The following is an 18,074-nucleotide window of genomic DNA, read 5'->3' as shown; positions in this document are numbered from 1 at the left end:
AGCACTGTGGTCATCATTCTCAGCCGGTCCGGCTCACACGTTGGCGGAACGGCGCAGCTCCACGTCCAGGCCCTCGCGGCGCATGCGCAGGTCGATGTAGATCAGGGCGACGACGGCCGCGGAGAACGGCATGATCACCGCGCTGACCAGGAAGGTCGCAAACGTAACCAGCACATCCAACGCAACAATGACCGTGCCGCCGGCCAGCACGCCGCCAACACCGGTGACCATCCCCAGCGGGAAGCTGATGAGAGCGGAGACCGCGCTGACCAGCATCGCCGACAGCAGCAGCGTTCCCAGCACCCGCCAGAAGCTGCCGCGGGTCAACTGCCAGGAGCGGCGGATGCCCTCCCACACGCTCACGTTCTCCAGGATGAGGGCGGCCCCGGCCACCGACAGTCGCACCCCCAGGAAGGCCGCGGCGATGACGCCGCCAACCATCAGCAGGAAGCCCAACAGCACCAGCAGCACCAGGCTGTTTCCGGACCCATCGCTGTTGAACGTCGTGTAGAACATGCCGGCGAAGAGCAGGCCGACGCCCGTTACGGCCAGGACGGCGGTCAGGGTGGTAATCAGGTTGACCAGGATGGACTGGCCGATTAGGGCCCAGATGCGCGGCCGGGTGCGCTCCCACACGTCCGTGGGGGTGGCGATGCGGCCCAGCACCGAACGGGAGACGGTGACGGTCAGCAGGCCGGTCAGGACGGCGGTGGCCAGCAGCGTGATTATCTCCTCCAGCATCGTGCCGGTCAGGGTGCCCCCGAGCAGGGACAACGTGGCGTTGAAGGCTTCTGCCTGCGAGACCGTGGGGTCGTAGTCGTTGTAGTAGTCCGCGGAGGCGAGAGAGATGAGTGAGCGCCTGAAGATGAAGGCCATCAGTGCGGAGAACAGGCCGGCCGCCCCCATGACCAGCAGGGACGGCAGGAACATGGCCCGTGGGTTGGCGCGCAGGGACTCGAAGGCGCCGCCAATGATCTCGGTGATGCTCAGCGGACGCAGCGGAATGATGCCGGGCTTGGGGGCGGCGAAGAATCCACCCGGGCCCGCGGCGTAGTAGTCGCCGGCCGGTTGGTTGTACTGGCTGTACTGACCGTACTGGGGGGCCGGCCCGTAGCCCTGTCCCGCTGGGGTCTGCTGATACTGGCCGTATGCGGGCGGTTGCTGCTCGCTATAACCGCCCGACTCCGCTTGCTGGTCGTAGCCGGGCCGCTCGGGCTGCGGGGCGTAGGCGCCGTAGCGCGGGCCGGGTGCCGCACTCGGGGAGGCTCCGGCGTCGTGGGAAGCGCCGTCAGTGGGGCCGTCGCCGGAAGGAGACTGCCATCCGGTGTTGTCACTGGTCATGGGCATACTGTTTCACGTCGCCTGCGCTCGCGTTCTCCACCCTGAGGAGGAGAAAAGCCCTCCCGAGGACTTTAGTCGCCACTAAGTTGCATATGATGAAGGTCACTGAGAGGCGTGTGGCGTCCATATACGGCGCTTGCGCGTGTCAAGATAGGCGCCATGCGCACTCGCATTCTGGTCGTTGACGATGATACTGCCCTGGCCGAGATGATCGGCATCATGCTCGAGGCGGAGGACTACACTCCGTCCTTCTGCGCCGACGGCGCTAAGGCGCTCGACGCCTTCCATGAGACCGATCCGGATTTGGTCCTGCTGGACCTGATGCTGCCGGGCCTGGATGGCGTGGAGATCTGCAAGCTCATCCGCGCCGAGTCCGACGTGCCGATCATCATGCTCACAGCCCGCACCGACACCCAGGACGTCGTTGCCGGCCTCGAGGCCGGCGCGGACGACTACGTCACCAAGCCCTTCAAGTCCAAGGAACTGCTCGCGCGCGTACGCACCCGCCTGCGTCGTAACGTGGACGCCAACGGTGCCGAGCACGTCCGCGTCGGAGACCTGGACATTGACGTCTCCGGCCACCAGATCCACCGTGGCGAGACCCCCATCAACCTCACGCCCCTGGAGTTCGACCTGCTGGTCACCCTCGCCCGCACCCCCTGGAAGGTGTTCACCCGCGAGGAGCTGCTGGAGCAGGTTTGGGGCTACCAGCACGCCGCAGACACCCGCCTGGTCAACGTCCACGTCCAGCGCCTGCGCGCCAAGATTGAGAAGGACCCCGAGCACCCCAGCATCGTGGTCACCGTGCGCGGCGTGGGCTACCGCGCCGGCGACGGCAAGTGACGCCGCCGGGAGGGCCGGCGCCCACAGCCGGCCTCCCGTGCCCGACGCGTCACCTGAGGCACTGACGTGGATAGCCAGGGCCCGGGCCGGCACGTGGGGCGCCGTGGCTTGACGTCCCCACTGCGGGCGGTACGCCGCTCGTTGGGTACCTCCATGGTGCTGTTCGCCACGAGCGCCGGGATCGTGCTGATCGCGGTGCTACTCGTGGCCGTGACCATGACCATCCGCAATGACGTCTTCTCCGAGCGGCGTGCGGCCATCCTCACCGACGCGCACCAGCGCACCGTCGCCGCACAGGCCGCCTTCGACGTCGCCACCGTGGACACGGCCGACGACTTGGCCACCACCGCGCAGGCACAGCTCGCCGCCATCAATGACTCCTTCGCCGGGGCCGGCGGCGTGGGCGTCTCCCTGCGCCGTGCCGAGGACGAGACCGCCACCACCGTCATCAACGATCTGACCACCAACGCCGACCTGGCCGCACTCGTCACCGACGACCTGGTCGCCCAGGTGGACGCCGGGCAGGCCGGGACCGAGTACTCCCAGTCCGTCGGCATCCCGGACTCGGCCGGCGGCACCGACCCGGGCCTGGTCGTCGGCGCCCGGGTCAACCTGCCGCTGGCCGGCGGCTACGACCTGTTCCTCGTGTACACACTGGCCCCAGAACAACACGTGATCGACCTGGCCACCCGGGCGATCGTCATCGCCGGCGCAGGCTTCCTGCTCATCCTCATCATCGGCCTGTGGGCCCTGGCCTCGCGCGTGCTGATCCCCATTCGCCGCGCCTCCCTGGCCGCCGAGCGGCTGGCGGCGGGCCACCTCAACGAGCGGTTACCGGTGGTCGGGGAGAACGAGATCGCCACCCTGTCCCGGTCCTTCAACAACATGGCCGATTCGCTTGAGGCGCAGATCCAGGCGTGGGAGAACCTGTCGAAGGTGGAGCGACTGTTCGTCTCCGACGTCTCCCACGAGCTGCGCACCCCCCTGGCCTCCATCCGGCTCGCCGCCGAACAGATCTGGCAGGCCCGCAACGAGATCCACGATCCCTTTGCCGCCCGCAGCCTGGAAATCCTCATGCGTGAGATCGACCGCTTCGAGCAGATGCTCTCCGATCTGCTGGAGATCTCCCGCATCGACTCCGGCCGAGTGCAGTTGCGTGCCGCGGAGGCGGACATCACCGCCACCCTGCGCGGTGTGCTGGACCTGGTGGCGGTCCACGTGGAGGCCTCCGGCTCCCCGATCCGCCTGCACGCGCCCGCCGAGCCGGTGGTTGCCGAGGTGGACGTAGCCCGGGTGGAACGCATTTTGCGCAACCTCATCGTCAACGCCCTCGAGCACGCCGAGGGCTCCCCGATCGACATCACCGTCGCCGCCAATGACGACGCCGTCGCCGTGCGTGTGCGCGACCACGGGGTGGGTATGAGCCCGGACGTGGTCAAGAAGGTCTTCGACCGCTTCTACCGCGCCGATCCCTCCCGCAAACGCACCCTGGGTGGCACCGGGCTGGGCCTATCCATCTCCCTGGAGGACGCCGTCCTACACGGCGGCACCCTCACCGCCTGGGGCTGGCCCGCCGACGGCGCCTCCTTCCTGCTGACACTCCCGCGTCGGCTCGGTCCGGACGCGACCCCCGGCACCTTCACCAAGCCCGGCCCGCTGGGGGTGGTTCCCGACGATGCCCCGCCCGTCTCCCGCGCCGGCACCCACGCCGTACAGACGGATGAGGCCGCGCCGGTCTCCCCGGCCCTGACCCCGTCACCGGCCTCCCGCCGCTCCGACGTCGACCGCAACGACGACGCCGGGATTGCCGGCCCCAACGGCAGCGACCCCGAGGCTCCCGGCCGAGGCGCCGGCGTTGGCGCGGATGAGTCACCCACCGCGAAGACTCCCGAAGATGCCCTGGCGCGCGGACAGCGCGAGGAAGAACACCGGTGAGCGTGCCCGCCCCCGGCCGGGGTACCGGCGCAAGCGGACTGCCACGTCGGCAGGCCCTCGCGGCCCTGCTGCTGGGTGGCGCGGGCGCCCTCGCCGCCTGCACGGGCCTGCCCACCTCCGGGGAGGTTTCCGGTTCCAACGTCGTCCATGGTCCCGACGAACAACTCGTCCAGAGCGCGGCCGGCCCGGCCGACGGCGCCGCCCCCGAGGAAATCGTCATCGGCTTCCTGCGTGCCTGCGCGGCCGGATTCTTCGACGACTTCGCCACGGCCCGCGCCTTCCTGACCGACGATGCCGCCGCCTCCTGGCAACCCACCGAGACGGTGGGCGTTTACGACGGCTCGACCGCGCCGGTGGTCGTCCTCGCCGACGATGCGGTGGACGTGACGGTGGATCTGATCGGCGACGTCGACCCTGCCGGCGTGTTCACCGCCGCCGCCGAGGCCAACCACCGCTGCCGCTACGGGCTGGTAGCCGACGACGCCGGCCAGTGGCGCATAGCGGAACTACCGGCCGGAATGCTCCTGTCCGATGGTGACCTGACCACCGAATTCGCCTCCGCCTCACTGTATTTCCTCACCCCCGACCACGAGCGCCTGGTCCCGGAGCTGCGGTGGTTGCCGCGGCACGAGCTGCCCCGGCGACTGATCGAGGCGCTTCTGGGCGGGCCCTCCACCTGGCTGGCCGCGGGCGTGGCCACGGCCGTCCCCGAGGCCGCCGCGGTGGGTGACGACGGCGTCGTGGTGGAGGCCGGCACCGCCGCCGTGGACCTGACCGGCCTGGGCACGCCGGACCAGGCACAGGCCGGGCTACTGGTCGCCCAGATCCGAGCCACCCTGGTCGGCGCGACGTCCGACGGTGGCATCCTGGTGCAGGACGTGGCCGTACGAGCCGACGGGAATGAGCTCGGACCGGCGGCGTCCCTGCCCGCTGTGGACACCGACCCCGGGGCGGTGGTCGGCATGTGCACGGGCGCGGTCGTGCAGGGCACCGCCTCCACCCGCACCACGCTGGTGGCGGCCCAGACCCTGGGCGCCGACACCGCCACCCACCCCACGCTCGGGGCCGATGGCACCGTCTACGTCCTGAGCCGCTCCAGCCTGCTGCGCGTGCCTGCCGGCGCTAGCGCGGCCGACGTGATCCTGTCGGTGGGAGACGCCGACACCGAAGCCGACTCCCACGAGCTGCTCGCCCCCATCGCCGACCGCCACGGCTGGGTGTGGACCGCCACCGCCGGAGCCCTGCTGGCGGTGGATGGCCGCGGCCGACGCGCCGCGCTCGTCGCCGCCTGGTTGGAGGACCGGGAGGTGTTGGCCTTCGACCTGGCCGCCGAGTCCGCCCGCATCGTGGTGCGCCACCGCGCCGACGGCTCCGCGGACCGGGTGAGCGTGGCCGCCATTGTCCGCGACGGGGACGCCCCCACCGGGCTGGGCGATCCGCTTGAGCTGCCGGCCGCCGTCGTAGCCCGTACCGACGCCGTCGTCTGGTACGACCCGGTCAGCGTAGCCGTCCTGGCGGCAGCCACCGACGGGCAGGACGCGGAGGCATCGGGCGTGACCCGAATTCCCGTGGGCGGCGCGCTGACCACCCCGATCACCTCGCCGGCGGCTACCGCCCTGACCGCCGACCGCGTTACCGGCACCCTGCAGCTGACCGACGCGGACGGCCAGGTCTGGCAGCGCAGCGGCTCCGCCTGGCGGGTGGGCGCCACCGATGTCGCCGACCTCGCCTACCCGCTGGCCTGAGCCCGACTCGTCGGGCGGAGTGCCGGCCCCGGCCCCGCGCCCGGCGTCATGCACACGCGTTTGCGTCGCGTACACGTGTTTTAGAGCTTTGCGGGTGCTGCGCCCATGCAAACCTCCAAAATGCGTGTCTTTGTGGGGAACTCGTGTACGAGACGGTTCCGGGCGCGCCCACGACGCCGTCACGATGGCCTCGCAGGCCGGTACAGAATGCGGGACAGAGCCGGGAAAGGGTCAGTACAGCCGGAGGTTGCGGGAGGACTGGGCGGCGGCGTCGGGCACGGTGGGGAGCACGGAGATGAGCGTGCCCGGCACGTCGCCGGAAACCTCGGTGGTGACGACGGCGGCCGCGGAGACCTGCCGCCCGCCGGCCCCGGTGATCACCAGCGCCGACACCTCGTCGGGAACCCTGGGGGTGAGCGTGGTGGTGGCGGGGACCGTGACCTCGTCGGTCCACTCCCCATCCGCTGAGGTCAGGGTGACGGTAGCGTCGGCTGCCCCGGAGTTGGTAAGCACCACAGTGGCGTCCAGGCCGCCCTCGCGGGGCACGGCCAGGGTGGAGCCCGCGGCGTCGGCGGCGGCCTGCACCCAGGCCGTGTCGTGGGCGAGGGCGCCGGAGCGGTCGGGGTACTCCCCCGCGCTGCGCACAAGCTTGACGGCCGCGCCCACTGTCGCGTCCGAGGTCACGTGCACGGCGTAGGCACCGGGGTCCACGCCCGCCAGGGAGATGTCGAAGACGGCACCCGGATCGACGGTCACGGCGGTGGCACCCGGCAGGTCCTCCTCGCCGTCGGCGCCGATCAGAGAGATCGACACGGTGGCGGGGGCCTCGGCGGGGTTGACCACGCGCACGGCCGGAGAGTCGGAGGAGTCGGCGCCGTCGGCCTCGGTCTCCCCCTGCGCGGCGGCCTCCACGAGCACGACTCCGGGGATGGTCAGGTCGGTGGCGGGAGCGGCGCCGGCGGTGAGCGTGTCGACGCCGGCGGGGGTCTCACCGTCGAGGGACTCGGTGACCAGGGCCGGAATGAGCACGCCCCCGTCCGCCTCCACGCTCAGCGCCAGGCGGTCGTCCGCGGCCCCGGCGGCCTCGAGCAGCACGCCGACGGTCTCACCGGCGCCGACGGCCACCTGCCCGGAGGATGGCAGGGTGAGCTCACCGGTGGAGCCGTACAGGTGGATGGTGGCGGTAACCGTGGTCAGTCCGGGGTTGGTCAGCCGCAACTCGGAGGAGGAGCCGACGGCGGCCGAGCCGCCGACGATCCAGGCGACGGAGGCGGGGGCGGCACAGGGGGCGGCGCTCAGGCCGCGCAGGTCGCCGCCGGCGGTCAGGGTGGTGACCGTGGCGACGGCGCCGGTGGCTTGGCCGCCGGGGGCCCGCACCGTCAGGATGCCGCCGTCGGCGGTATCGAAGGTGGTGGTGGCGTCCTCGAGCGACTCCGAGCCGTAGGTGAGGGTGGAGTCGGCGTCGAGTGCGGTGATGGTGGTGGATGCCGTGGGCTCGTCGAGGTCAATGCCGCCGATGGTGTTGTTCGGGGCTGCGGGACAGGCGTAGATGACGTCGGCGGCAGGGGCGGGCACCGCGGTGGCGGTTACGTTCTGGCTGGTCGCGCGCGGACTGCCGGTCCCCCACCAGGTCAGGGCGAGGACCGCGGCCAGCAGCAGGAGCGCGGAGGCGACGCGCCCGGCGATGGCGAAGAGTTTGCGATGGGGAAGGCTCATACGGTGCGCCTCCTGCGGCGCAGGGGCAGGGCGAACAGGGCGGTGATGACCCAGATGACGGGGATGCCGCGAGCGGCGATCGCGCCGAGGGTGGTGCCATGGGTGACCACGAGTTCGCCGCCGTCGGCGGGGACGATGAAGGCGGTGCGCCAGCGGCCGGCGGCGTCGGGCACGGTGGTGGCCGCAAGTGGCTCGCCATTCAGGGTGGCCCGCCAGGCACCGTCGTTGCGCTCGGCGAGCATGAGCACGCGCCTGCCGGTGCCCGCCTGAAGGGCGGTGCGGACGGCCGTGGCTCCGGTGGCGTTGGCGGGGATGGTGGTGGCGGTGCCGTCGGCGGCCTGCAGTACGGCCCGGGCCGATTCGGGGGCGGCGGCGGGGGCGACGCGCCAGGAGGTGCCAGAGTCGGTGCGGGCGAGTTGTTCCAGGCCGGGGGTGGACTCCAGGCCGGCGCGGGTGGAGGCGGTCAGTTCGTCGCCGGCGGCGTCGGTCAGCAGCACGACGGCGATGCCGTGGGCCGCCAGGGCGTCGGCCACGTCCTCGTCCTGGCCGGCGGCGGCGCGCACCACCAGGTCGGCGAGTTCGGCGTCGGCCGGGTCGGTCAGGGTGGTGGTGAGCGGGTCGTCTGCCGCGGTCGTGGCCGGCGCGGGGCTTGCGGCCGCGGTGGTTCCGGACGCCATGCGCGTGGCGAGCTGGGTTGTCAGGACGTCGGGAGTCACGTCGGTCAGCTGGGTGCCGTCCCCGCGCCAGATGCGCACGCGCAGTCCGGAGTCGCCTCCCGACAGGATCAGTACGCGTCCGGCGGTGTCGGAGGACTGGATCTCAGCGGCGATCAGCGGGATGCGGCTGCCAGCAGACCGCAGGGCCATCACATCGGCGTCGGTGCCGGTGGCGGTGGAGGCGTGGGCCGCCAGGGCCCAGGCCCCGCCCACGCTCAATGGGGCGGCGACGGCGATGACACCGGCGCCCACCAGCCCGACGCGCGCCCAGCGCCTCCAGCCGGGAGCGTGGGCGGGCAGGGCCGCATATGCGGCGTCGCCGGCGGCCAGGGCGGCGGTGAGCAGGCCGGCAAGGGCGAAGGAGACGCCGGTGCCGGCCCAGGCGACTACGGTGACGGAGCCGGTGCCGTCGGTTTGGGTGCCGACGGCGACGATGACGCGCGTCCCGGCGGCGGCCAGGGCCAGCCCGCCCAGCGCCATGAGGAAACCGGCGCGGGCACAGTTGCCGCGGCGCCCACCGGTCAGCAAGCCGAAGACCGCCGCGACTGGGACGATGGCGAGTAGGGCCTTGGCGGTCAGCGCAAGGTTCGGGTCGGCGATCAGGGACTCGACGTCTTGCGGCATGCCCAGGAGGGTTTCGATGGTGCTGGGAGGGGCGACGGCAGCGGGCAGGCCGGTGTCGGTGAGCAGATAGTGCACGCCGTCGTCCACGTCACCGGCCTGGGCCAGGCGCGCGGCGCGCCACCAGGCGGGGGTGGCGGTGGCCGCGACCGGTACGAGCGTCAGTAGCAGGCGCGGCGCGCTGCGGCGCATGCATGCCGTCAGCACAATCAGGCCGACGAGGATAAGCGCGGCGGTGGCGGGGGCGGCGGCCACGATCAGGCTGAGCAGCAGTCCCGCCGCCGCGGCGGCCGTGGGTGAGCCGGGGCCGTAGCGCTCCGGCAAGGGCAGCGGCGGGCCGGCGGCCTCGGGCACCTCGACGGGCTCAGCGGCGGCAGCGTCTGTTGCCGGCGGCTCGGCGTCCGCGGACGCTTCCGATGCGGCGAGGGCGTCCGCCTCGGAAGCGTCGCCCGGTGCGTCCACCTCGGAAGCGTCGGCGACCTCCGCCAGTTGGTCCTGCGCCTCCTGAGGGGCCGCGGGGTCGTCGTCGGCCAGCTCGGCCAGGTCCTCAATGCGGGCGGCGGCGAAGCGGTCGAGCTCGGCCTTCTCCGCCTGGGTGGCGTGGTGCGCGCCCACCATCCCGGACAAGACCACGTCGCGCCGATCCGCCCCCACGGCGCGTGCGAGCGCCGTCAACGCCCACGGCAGCGTCAGGTGCACGATGACGGCGGTGAGCCGTCCCTGTCCGACGGCCAACAGCAGCCCCGGGGCCAGCGCCCAAACGAGCGCCGCCCAGGCGCGCAGCGGGTTGCGGCGGGTCACGGTGCCGGCGGCGTACCAGGCGCCGAGCGCCGCCAGGGGGACGGCCAGCACCAGCAGGATATGCACCAGGGCGTCACCGTCGAGGCCGACCCAGGAGCCGACCGCCACCGGCAGGGCCAGGGTGGCCAGCAGTGGACTCAAGGCGGCGGGATAGCCGTCTCCGGAGCCGCCCCAGGTGGACCAGGCGGCGTCCCACAGGTCGCGCCCGCTGACCCCCAGGCCGGGCAGGGCGCCACCGGTCACGGTGCGGGCGACCAGGACCTGCGACAACCCGACAGCAGCGAAGGCTCCCGCCACGATCAGTACGCCGGCCAGGACGAGGCGCCGCCGCCGGGTCAGGGCGGCCAACTCACGCAGTTCCAACTCGCTGCGGGCGGCCTCACGGGCGGCGCGCTCGCGCTCCTGGCGCCGCCGGTCGCGGCGGGCGGCACGGATGTCGGCGGCGCTGACGTACAGCTCGGACAGTACGGTGCGACGCACGTCCTGGTGCGCGGCGAGCCGCCTGCGGCCGCGCCGGATCGCGGCGCCGCTGCGAGCGACGGCGAGGGCGGCGGCCAACTCGTCACGGGCCAGCGCGGGTGCCTTGGTCAGCAACCGCCAGGCGGCACGGGCCAGCCCGAGCAGGACGATCCAGGCCAGCAGCAACGGCAAGGGACGGGCCGAGAAGGTCGCCCATGCGGTCAGCTGCGCGCTGCGCCGGGCGCGGAAGGAGCGGTCCGGATCGGGTTCGGGGACGGCGACGGTCGGAGGCGTATCGCTCTGGTCGGCGTGACCAGGGACGCGGTGCGGGCCGTGGGGCTGTTGGGCGGGGCGCAGGCCGAGGTAGCTGGCGCGGCGGTGGCGCAGGACGGCGTCGGGCACCACGACGACGCGGTGGCCGGCCAGGCGCACGGCGCGGGACAGCTCCAGGCCGTCGTCGAAGAGCGGGAACGCCGGTGAGATGCCCCCGAGCTGGTCCCAGACGGCGCGGTCGATCAGCGCCCCGGCGGTGCCGACGGCAAGCATGTCCGTGCGGTCGTCGTGTTGGCCCTGGTCTACCTCCCCCTCGACGACGTCGTTGGCGCGGCGGGCGGATGCGGTGGTGCGCAGGCCCACCTCGAGCAGTTCGTGGGGCCGTTCCCAGTCGACCTGCTTGGGCCCGGCCAGGGCAATGGAGCGGGCCGTGCGTACGGCGGCGAGCAGCGCCGCCAGGCAGTCGGGATCGGGGGCGGAGTCGTCGTGCAACAGCCACAGCCAGGAGCCCTCGGTGGGCTGGGCGGCCGGTGCGTCGACCCCGGTGGCACGGTAGATCTCGGTATCGGAGATCGGCGACATGGCGCCGGTGGGGCCGGTCAGCTGCCCGGAGGCGGTGGTAACGGCGCCGGTGGTCGCGTCCGGCCGGTCCGTCTGGCGCGACCCCGCGAAGTGGTCGCGGTGACGGCGGCGCTTGCGGTTGCCCTTGGCGATCAGCTCGGCGTACTTGGTCAGGCCGCGTCCGACGGCGTCGCCGAAACCGGTGGCCTCGGGTACGTGTACCACGCGTACAGCGGTGACCGCGTCGGTACCGGATTCGACCACGGCCTCCTCGATGGGTGTGCCGTCACCGAGTCCATTGGCGCGAGAGGCGACGTCGACGATCAGCAGTACGTCGGGAGCGACGGTTTGGCCGGCCAGGGCATGCAGGGTTTCAGGCAAGTAGGGGGTGACCCCGGCTGAGACGAGGACCGCGAGGACCCCGCCGGGTGCAGGTTGCTGGGCGGCGCTTCCCGCCTGGCTCATACCGCGCGCCGTTTGAGCTTGCGGCGCTCGCGCTCGGACAATCCTCCCCAAATCCCGAAGCGCTCATCGTTGGCCAGGGCGTACTCCAGGCATTCCTCACGGACTTCGCAAGAGGCACACACGCGCTTGGCTTCGCGCGTGGAACCTCCCTTCTCAGGGAAGAAGGCCTCGGGGTCGGTCTGAGCGCACAGCGCGCGCTCCTGCCAGGCCAGGGGGCCTTCGTCTGGATCGTCGTCGCCGAGCAGAAGGAGGAGCGCCTCGTCGTCGGCGTCGTCGGACCGCTCAAGCGGCCCGTCGCCGAGGATGTTCCACACGATGGCTTCCCTTCAGGATGCGGACGATGTTCACGTAGAATTACACGGGTGTGAGCCGCCGTGAGTCAAGCCGCGGCAGAGAAGTTCACTTAATTGCGACGGCACGCAGACCGGCGCAGACACGCCGTTATAAGACTGAACTTTTACGTATCGTGACGTGGCTCACAGCCGATTCTCCGGGAGCGTCAAGACGCCCCACGGCGACAGCCTCACGGCAATCAGCGGCGAGAACGCCGCGCCACGGCAGCGACCCCACGCCTCTGCTTAGATCTGTGCCGTGATCCGCAACACCACTCACCCGCATGACCCTCTTGCCGACCTGCTCCCCACGGCGGCGGACGCCGACCGCGCCTGGCTCGTGTGGTACGCGCCGGGCGAGCGAGTGGAACTGACCGGGCGGGTGCTGAACATGTGGCAATGCAAGATCGCTCATCTGCTCGCCGAGGAGGCCCCGGCCGTGGGCGTCGAGGCGGACCCGCTTGTGCAACTGAGCCTGGGGGCGCACTGGCGCACGGTGACCTGGTGCTGCGGCACCTGGCTCGCAGGTGGGACGGTGACCTTCGACGCCCCCGCCGACGTGTCGGTGGCTTTCACCCCGGAGGAGCTGGATGCGGATGCGCAGCTGCAGGTGCTGGTGCCGCGCGCCGCCCTGGCCATGCGCTGGCCGGGCGAACTGCCGCCGCTGGTGCTCGATGGCGTAGCCGACGTCATGGGCTACGCGGACTCCTTCACCGCACCGGCCGTCGATGGCGCCCGCACCGCTTTCCGGGCTGATGCGACGCAAGCCTCGGGCACGCCCGCAGGGATCTCGCGCGCCGCCCTGGTCGCGGGGCTGGCCGAGTCGTCAAACCCGACCGACGCGCCCGGCGCTGCGGAGCACGCCTCCGCAGCCGGGACGCGGCCGCGAGCCGCACTGGTGCGCTCCGACACTGCCCTGGAGGCGATGCGCGGCGTGCTCGCCGCCTGGCGCAACGGGCTGACCGCGGTGCTCGTCTCGCCAGACGCGGACGCCGAGCTCACCCAGACGGCCGCCCGCCAGGAGGGCGCCTAGGTCCTGTTGTGTAAGTGCTTGGGTGGCGGTGTGTGGCTGTTGAGCCTGTCAGTTGGACCGCTGTTCCCCCGTTGGACCCCTGTTCCCCGGTTGGACCGCCGTAGCCGCCGGTTACAGCGGTCCAACGGGGCGTGGGCGGTCCAACCGGGGCGTGGGCGGTCCATCGGGGCGTGGGCGGTCCAACCGGGGCGGTACAAGACCTACTCGCCCCCTTCGACGGGTGCACACCAAGCCCACTCAAACTGGAGCCCGGTAGCCACCAGATACGACGAACTCGCCATCCGCTACCAGACCACCACCCACATCGCCAGCACCGCCCCACCGGCACAAACGACTCACACAACACGACCTAACCGCCCAGCCGCCGAGGCAGGTCGAAGCTGCACCGAGACCGGTCATTGCGGCACGGCGCTTCCAGCCGATTACCCCAAGAGCGCCCGGCGCCACGCCAGAACCGACACCGACTAGGGCACGTCGGCCTGGACGACGGTCCCCTCCCCCTCGACCGCCAGGGTGCGTTCGTCGGCGCCGACGAACAGCGCCTGTCCGCGCACCAGCGGCGCCTGCCCGGCAGGCGTGGTGACCGTCGTACTCCCCTCGGTCGCCAGCACAATCCGCGGCCCTCGGCCGGGCACTTGCACGCGCCCGTCGGAGGGGACCACGGTGGTCACAAGCAGTTCGAAGTCGTCCACGGGCACGTAATAGGCGCGGGTCGCCCGGGACAGGTACTCGGGGGCGGGACGCACCGGGGGCGCCGCCACATAGTCCACACAGGCCAGCATCTCCGGCACGTCCACGTGCTTGGTGGTCAGCCCGGCGCGCAGCACATTGTCGGAGGAGGCCATCACCTCGATGCCCATGCCTGAGATGTAGGCGTGGACGCTGCCCGCGGGCACGAACAGGGCCTCGCCCGGCCGCAGGGTGACGGGGTTGAGCAGCAGCGCCGCGGCCACGCCCGGATCGCCGGGGAAGGACCGCCACATGCTGATCACATTGGAGTCAACCCGCCGCGACGGCGAGTCTCCGGCGGTTAGCCGGGCATCTATCTCCTCCACCAGTTCGGCGATCTCCGCCGGCGCGGGCCGGGTGGAGGCGGAGACGAGGTCGGTGAACACCTGCCGGATCCCGAAGCGGGTCGGATTCAGCCGCAGGGTGCGACGCATGCGCCGAGCCAACGGGGAGCGCAGCTCGGCCAGTACCTCGGCGGCCCGCCGCGGCGCCCGAAAGCCGGTGACCGCCTCGAAGTGGGTCAGCGCCAACACCATCTCCGGCTTGTGGTTGGCGTCCTTGTAGTTACGCATTGGACTGTCCAGGGGAACACCGGCCTCGTTCTCCAGCTCGTAGCCCTCGACCGCCTGTTCCAGCGAGGGGTGCACCTGCAGGGAGAGTACGCGGGCGGGAGCGATGAACTTGAGGAGGAAGGGCAGCTTGGGGCCGAAGCGCCGCACCACGTCCTCCCCGAGCAGGCGCTGCGGGTCGGAGTCGATGAGTGCGGCCAGGGTGCGGTCACCCACGCGGGTGGGCCCGGCGGGGTGAGCGCCGTACCACTGCTCGGCCCAGGGTTGGCCGTCCTCGTGGATGCCGAGAAACTCGGGTATGGCCTCGGGCGAGCCCCAGTCGTAGCGCTGCCGCGCACCGTCAAGACGTTCCATGAAGGCCAACGGTAACGGAAGCTGCGGCCGCCTCCGGTCATGACGCCGGCGACGCCCCGCCCCGGGACTCGCGACGGCTCAGGGCTACACGCTTCCAGCGGCGCTCACGGCTACTCGCTCCCAGCCGCCCCCTCGGCGACCCGCCCCGGGCGGTACCAGGTAAGCCCGGCACTCGTCTTCTTCCGGGACCCGTCGGACAGTACCGCAAAAACCCGGCCGCCCCAATTGCGACGAAATGGGGTGTGCATGGTCCAGACTGTGCCCATGCGAGGCATCATCCTGGCCGGCGGCTCCGGCACCCGACTGAACCCCATCACCCTGGGCACCTCCAAGCAGCTGGTGCCGGTGTACGACAAGCCGATGATCTACTACCCGCTGAGCACGCTGATGCTCGCCGGCATCCAGGACGTGCTGGTCATCACCACCCCGCACGATGCGCCCAGCTTCCACCGGCTGCTGGGCGACGGCTCCCAGCTGGGCGTGAACCTGTCCTACACGGTGCAGGAGGTTCCCAACGGTCTGGCGCAGGCCTTCGTGCTGGGGGCGGACTTCATCGGCGACCAGCCGGCCGCCCTGGTGCTGGGTGACAACATCTTCTACGGCCCTGGCATGGGCACGCGCCTGCGCCGCCACACCAACCCCGACGGCGGCGTCGTGTACGCCTACCAGGTCGCCGACCCGACGGCCTACGGTGTGGTGGAGTTCGACGCCGACTTCAAGGCCGTGTCCATCGAGGAGAAGCCCACCCGTCCCAAGTCGGACTACGCCGTTCCCGGGCTGTACTTCTACGACAATGATGTGGTTGAGATCGCCAAGAACCTCGCTCCCTCCGCGCGCGGCGAGTACGAGATCACCGACATCAACCGCACCTACCTGGACGCCGGGCGACTGACCGTGGAGGTGCTCCCCCGCGGCACCGCCTGGCTGGACACCGGCACCTTCGACTCGCTGGCCGACGCCACCAGCTTCGTGCGCACGGTCCAGCACCGGCAGGGGCTGAACATCGGCTGCCCGGAGGAGGTCGCCTGGCGCATGGGCTTCATCGACGACGACGGCCTGCGCGAGCGCGCCGAACCGCTGGTCAAGTCCGGCTACGGTCAGTACCTGCTCGGCCTGCTCGAGCGCGAGCGGCGCTGACGGGCCCAGCGGCAAGCCGCCCGCACCCGGACAGTGAGGCCGCGAATGCTCCACCGCAAGAGGCCGAACCGAGCAGGCGAGTCGTTTCCGAGACATCTCAGCCAATTGCTAACGTAGTCGTACAAAAAACCCGCTCAGCAGGAGTTGCCATGCCCACCCAATTCCCCAGCACGCTGGTCATCATGCCGGCATGGAATGAAGAGGACGTGATTGGTGGGACCATTAGCGAACTACGCCGGATCGTCCCGGACTACGACCTGCTCGTCGTCAACGACGGCTCTACCGATCGCACCTCGCAGATCGCCCAAGAGGCCGGAGCTCACGTCCTCGATCTGCCCTATAACCTCGGCGTCGGCGGGGCGATGCGGACCGGATACAAGTTCGCCCGCCGTTTCGGTTACACCAGAGCCATCCAAGTCGACGCGGATGGCCAGCACGATCCTCGTGACATCAATCGGGTGCTCGCTGGGCTCGAGCACTCGAACATCTCCATCGGAGCACGTTTCACCAAGACCGGAACATACCGGGTACGCGGGCCAAGGCGCTGGGCGATGGTGATGCTCGCCACCATTATCGGACGGATTGCGCATACCAGGCTAACCGATGTCACCAGCGGCTTCCGTGCGGCGGATGCGATCGCGATCGACCAGTACTGCCTCCACTATCCGGCCGAGTACTTGGGGGACACAATTGACTCGCTGGTCATCGCTGTGCGCTCGGGACTGACCGTGAATCAAGTCGGTGTGGACATGAGGCCTAGACAAGCAGGCGCGCCTTCCAACAATCCCTGGAAGGCTGCCGTATACCTCATCAGAAGCATGTTCGCACTGTTCATCGCGCTGACCCGCCGGCCCATTATCCGAGCGGGGCGTGAGTCGACAACAGCCGCCCAGAAGGGGGAGTGACTATGTCCCAGCTCTTCTACCTCCTCATCGCCGCCCTCGTTGTCGCTTTTGTTTTCACGCTGCTGCGCGGCGGCAAACTGCGAGAAAAATACGCCGCGCTGTGGATTCTCGTGGGAATAGCCATCGTTCTACTGGCGGTGGTCCCCGGACTGCTATCGTCCTTGGCCCACCTCCTCGGATTCGAAGTTCCTTCAAACCTGCTATTCGTACTGGCGATCTTTCTATTGCTGGGGGTTACGCTCCATCACTCACTGGAGATTAGCCGTCTCGAGGACGAGACACGGATTCTGGCGGAAAACATCGCAATCCTCAATCTAATTGTAACCCAGGCGGGTCTGGATCCCCATTTCCCCCGACATCCGCATGCCGGACCCGACACCAAGTAGCGGGCCCTAGAATCAGCATTCATGGGACTCAGCGACCGGCGAGTACTTCACCGACCACCTCGCTGTACTCACGTGCGCGTACCGGCCAAGTCCAGGGATCGATGAGCTCCCGTGATGCGGGAACCGGCGGATTATCCAAGAGTTCCTGGAGAGCCGTCACCAGACAGTCCAGGCTCCGCTCACGACAGATCTTCACCGGCGCCCCCGACTCCCTCAGCAGCTGAGCGCCGGGAACCTCAAACGTCACGACCCGCCCCCTCTCGGCAATTGTCTCCAGTAGGGTGGTCTGAAATCCCTCAGACAGCACCGTAGGGTTGACCAGCGTCGCTCCGCGCAGGGCTGCGCGCGCCTGCTCCTGCGGTACACGACCGCGTATCGCGACCACTCCGTTCAACCCCAGCGTCCTGCACTCCCGACGGGCCTGAGCGAGCTGAGCTCCGTCGCCCAGCAACTCGCCGGTCACGTCCTGCCCTGCCGCTCGCAACGCCGACACCGCCCGCAGGAAGGTGTCCCATCCCTTTCCCGCCACAACTCGGCCCACAAACACCAGGTGGTCAGGCCGGTCCGGAACCGCATCCGTGAAGACTGATGGTGTAATCGCGTTGTAGAACACGTCTGCATGTGGAGCACCTAGACGTCGAGCGAATGCAGCCGCCTCGGGCGAGACACCGAGCACCCGGTCGGCATGGCGCAGAACATATCGGCCCGCAGTAAGGTCAACGGCGCGGGAGCCCACGGTGATAATGGGGGAAGGAGAGGCGACGAAACCACTCCCGTGCTCGGTGTGAATGACGGGAAGCCCCGCCGCCTGTGCAGCCCGCATCCCTACGAGGCTCATGGGGAAGAAGCGTGTGTGTGTAGAAACGACGTCGACGTGCTCACGCCGCAGGTACTGCGCGATTGCCCGGGCCGTTCCCGGCCCCGGGAAGGAGATGACCTCCGCGATCGGCAGGTGGGCACGGCCCGTCAGAACCTTGACGCCGCCGTCGTTGCGCCTGGAGCGCTCAGACGAGATCGTCAGGACGTGCACCCGGTGTCCCAAGTCGTCCAGCCCCTGAGCGAGGTTGGAGACGTGGGACTCGAGCCCGCCGAGACGAGGCGGATAGGAGTTCGTAACGATAGCGAGGTGCACAAGCGGCCTTTTCTGAAGTGA

Annotated in this window: 13 protein-coding genes; 7 read left to right on the top strand and 6 right to left on the bottom strand. The window is 70.3% G+C overall.

Going from position 1 to position 18,074, the window contains the following annotated elements; all coding sequences use genetic code 11:
- Positions 1 to 33 precede the first annotated feature (33 nt).
- Positions 34 to 1,341, bottom strand: coding sequence for a glycerophosphoryl diester phosphodiesterase membrane domain-containing protein (locus C3B71_RS05410; protein WP_159097649.1), 1,308 nt, complete (start codon positions 1,339 to 1,341; stop codon positions 34 to 36).
- Positions 1,342 to 1,500: 159 nt separating this feature from the next.
- Here C3B71_RS05410 and mtrA point away from each other — a divergent pair, with 159 nt between their 5' ends.
- From mtrA to C3B71_RS05395, 3 genes are all read left to right on the top strand, one after another.
- Positions 1,501 to 2,184 (top strand): MtrAB system response regulator MtrA, encoded by a 684-nt coding sequence (gene mtrA, locus C3B71_RS05405; protein WP_073327143.1) that lies wholly within the window; start codon positions 1,501 to 1,503, stop codon positions 2,182 to 2,184.
- Between the two features lie 108 nt (positions 2,185 to 2,292).
- Positions 2,293 to 4,119 carry an MtrAB system histidine kinase MtrB gene (gene mtrB / locus C3B71_RS05400; protein WP_234416116.1) on the top strand — a complete coding sequence of 609 codons (1,827 nt, stop codon included), beginning with the start codon at positions 2,293 to 2,295 and terminating at the stop codon, positions 4,117 to 4,119.
- On the top strand, positions 4,116 to 5,864 hold the full coding sequence (locus tag C3B71_RS05395; protein WP_108966629.1) for an LpqB family beta-propeller domain-containing protein: 1,749 nt from the start codon (positions 4,116 to 4,118) through the stop codon (positions 5,862 to 5,864). The genes mtrB and C3B71_RS05395 overlap by 4 nt, the downstream gene beginning before the upstream one ends.
- A 231-nt stretch (positions 5,865 to 6,095) precedes the next feature.
- Here the strand turns inward: C3B71_RS05395 and C3B71_RS05390 are convergent, their stop codons facing one another.
- Genes C3B71_RS05390 through C3B71_RS05380 form a run of 3 tightly spaced genes read right to left on the bottom strand, consistent with a single transcriptional unit; the run spans position 6,096 to position 11,721 of the window.
- Positions 6,096 to 7,580, bottom strand: a complete 1,485-nt coding sequence (locus C3B71_RS05390; RefSeq protein WP_108966627.1) for a DUF5719 family protein — start codon at positions 7,578 to 7,580, stop codon at positions 6,096 to 6,098.
- Positions 7,577 to 11,476 carry a glycosyltransferase family 2 protein gene (locus C3B71_RS05385; protein WP_108966625.1) on the bottom strand — a complete coding sequence of 1,300 codons (3,900 nt, stop codon included), beginning with the start codon at positions 11,474 to 11,476 and terminating at the stop codon, positions 7,577 to 7,579. The genes C3B71_RS05390 and C3B71_RS05385 overlap by 4 nt, the downstream gene beginning before the upstream one ends.
- The gene (locus tag C3B71_RS05380) at positions 11,473 to 11,721 is read right to left on the bottom strand and encodes a WhiB family transcriptional regulator (RefSeq protein ID WP_275405338.1); all 249 of its coding nucleotides are present in this window, start codon (positions 11,719 to 11,721) and stop codon (positions 11,473 to 11,475) included. The genes C3B71_RS05385 and C3B71_RS05380 overlap by 4 nt, the downstream gene beginning before the upstream one ends.
- Before the next feature lie 346 nt (positions 11,722 to 12,067).
- Between C3B71_RS05380 and C3B71_RS05375 the strand changes: the two genes are divergently transcribed.
- Positions 12,068 to 12,841, top strand: coding sequence for a TIGR03089 family protein (locus C3B71_RS05375; RefSeq protein ID WP_234416115.1), 774 nt, complete (start codon positions 12,068 to 12,070; stop codon positions 12,839 to 12,841).
- Between the two features lie 464 nt (positions 12,842 to 13,305).
- Here the strand turns inward: C3B71_RS05375 and manA are convergent, their stop codons facing one another.
- A complete protein-coding gene (gene manA / locus C3B71_RS05370; protein ID WP_073327154.1) occupies positions 13,306 to 14,493 on the bottom strand; it encodes a mannose-6-phosphate isomerase, class I in 1,188 nt (395 codons plus the stop codon).
- Positions 14,494 to 14,757: 264 nt separating this feature from the next.
- On the opposite strand from manA, the gene rfbA reads away from it, so the two are divergent.
- From rfbA to C3B71_RS05355, 3 genes are all read left to right on the top strand, one after another.
- On the top strand, positions 14,758 to 15,630 hold the full coding sequence (gene rfbA, locus C3B71_RS05365; protein WP_073327778.1) for a glucose-1-phosphate thymidylyltransferase RfbA: 873 nt from the start codon (positions 14,758 to 14,760) through the stop codon (positions 15,628 to 15,630).
- A gap of 149 nt (positions 15,631 to 15,779) precedes the next feature.
- Positions 15,780 to 16,535 (top strand): glycosyltransferase family 2 protein, encoded by a 756-nt coding sequence (locus tag C3B71_RS05360; RefSeq protein WP_073327155.1) that lies wholly within the window; start codon positions 15,780 to 15,782, stop codon positions 16,533 to 16,535.
- 2 nt (positions 16,536 to 16,537) lie between these two features.
- Positions 16,538 to 16,921, top strand: coding sequence for a DUF2304 domain-containing protein (locus tag C3B71_RS05355; RefSeq protein ID WP_108966623.1), 384 nt, complete (start codon positions 16,538 to 16,540; stop codon positions 16,919 to 16,921).
- A gap of 28 nt (positions 16,922 to 16,949) precedes the next feature.
- Here C3B71_RS05355 and C3B71_RS05350 read toward each other — a convergent pair whose 3' ends face one another.
- Complete coding sequence (locus C3B71_RS05350; RefSeq protein ID WP_108966621.1) at positions 16,950 to 18,053, bottom strand: glycosyltransferase family 4 protein; 1,104 nt, start codon at positions 18,051 to 18,053, stop codon at positions 16,950 to 16,952.
- Positions 18,054 to 18,074: the final 21 nt, after the last annotated feature.

Origin of the sequence: Actinomyces sp. Z16, assembly GCF_003111765.1 — a bacterium.
Lineage (GTDB): Bacteria > Actinomycetota > Actinomycetes > Actinomycetales > Actinomycetaceae > Actinomyces > Actinomyces glycerinitolerans.
Note: the sequence above shows the minus strand (reverse complement) of the source record. Positions and strands in the feature narration are given on the sequence as shown.

Bases quoted from the DNA above. Each gene is read 5' to 3' on its own strand.
- C3B71_RS05410 (WP_159097649.1), bottom strand. From the start codon at position 1,341: ATGACCAGTGACAACACCGGATGGCAGTCTCCTTCCGGCGACGGCCCC.
- mtrA (WP_073327143.1), top strand. From the start codon at position 1,501: ATGCGCACTCGCATTCTGGTCGTTGACGATGATACTGCCCTGGCCGAG.
- C3B71_RS05390 (WP_108966627.1), bottom strand. From the start codon at position 7,580: ATGAGCCTTCCCCATCGCAAACTCTTCGCCATCGCCGGGCGCGTCGCC.
- C3B71_RS05385 (WP_108966625.1), bottom strand. From the start codon at position 11,476: ATGAGCCAGGCGGGAAGCGCCGCCCAGCAACCTGCACCCGGCGGGGTC.
- manA (WP_073327154.1), bottom strand. From the start codon at position 14,493: ATGGAACGTCTTGACGGTGCGCGGCAGCGCTACGACTGGGGCTCGCCC.
- rfbA (WP_073327778.1), top strand. From the start codon at position 14,758: ATGCGAGGCATCATCCTGGCCGGCGGCTCCGGCACCCGACTGAACCCC.
- C3B71_RS05360 (WP_073327155.1), top strand. From the start codon at position 15,780: ATGCCCACCCAATTCCCCAGCACGCTGGTCATCATGCCGGCATGGAAT.
- C3B71_RS05355 (WP_108966623.1), top strand. From the start codon at position 16,538: ATGTCCCAGCTCTTCTACCTCCTCATCGCCGCCCTCGTTGTCGCTTTT.